Consider the following 291-nt stretch of genomic DNA (forward strand, 5'->3'; position numbering starts at 1 on the left):
GATATGCACAACTGGATGCAAGACGGCCTATGGCCATTTATGAAACACGTTACCCCCGAAGATAGTAAAAAAGGCTCCATGATGAATATCGTCGAAGGAATCAAAGCAGGGACGACGACTTTCTGCGATTACGATACGAATATGAATGAATTAGTCAAAAACTACGTGAAAGTGGGAGCGAGAGCAAGAGTCTCAGAGCTCATTAACGAAATACCAGATGATATCGGCGACCTTCCAGTGGGAGAACTCTATCCATTCCACTCAGAAATAGGCCATCGAAAGCTCCAAAAC

At 44.3% G+C, this 291-nt stretch carries 1 protein-coding gene; it reads left to right on the top strand.

What is annotated here, in order from left to right; all coding sequences use genetic code 11:
• Positions 1–81 precede the first annotated feature (81 nt).
• On the top strand, positions 82–291 hold a 210-nt coding region (locus AOA61_RS32005), incomplete at its 3' end, for a hypothetical protein (RefSeq protein WP_218197402.1).

Origin of the sequence: Pseudomonas sp. 2995-1 (genome assembly GCF_002742505.1) — a bacterium.
Classification (GTDB): Bacteria; Pseudomonadota; Gammaproteobacteria; order Pseudomonadales; family Pseudomonadaceae; genus Aquipseudomonas; species Aquipseudomonas sivasensis.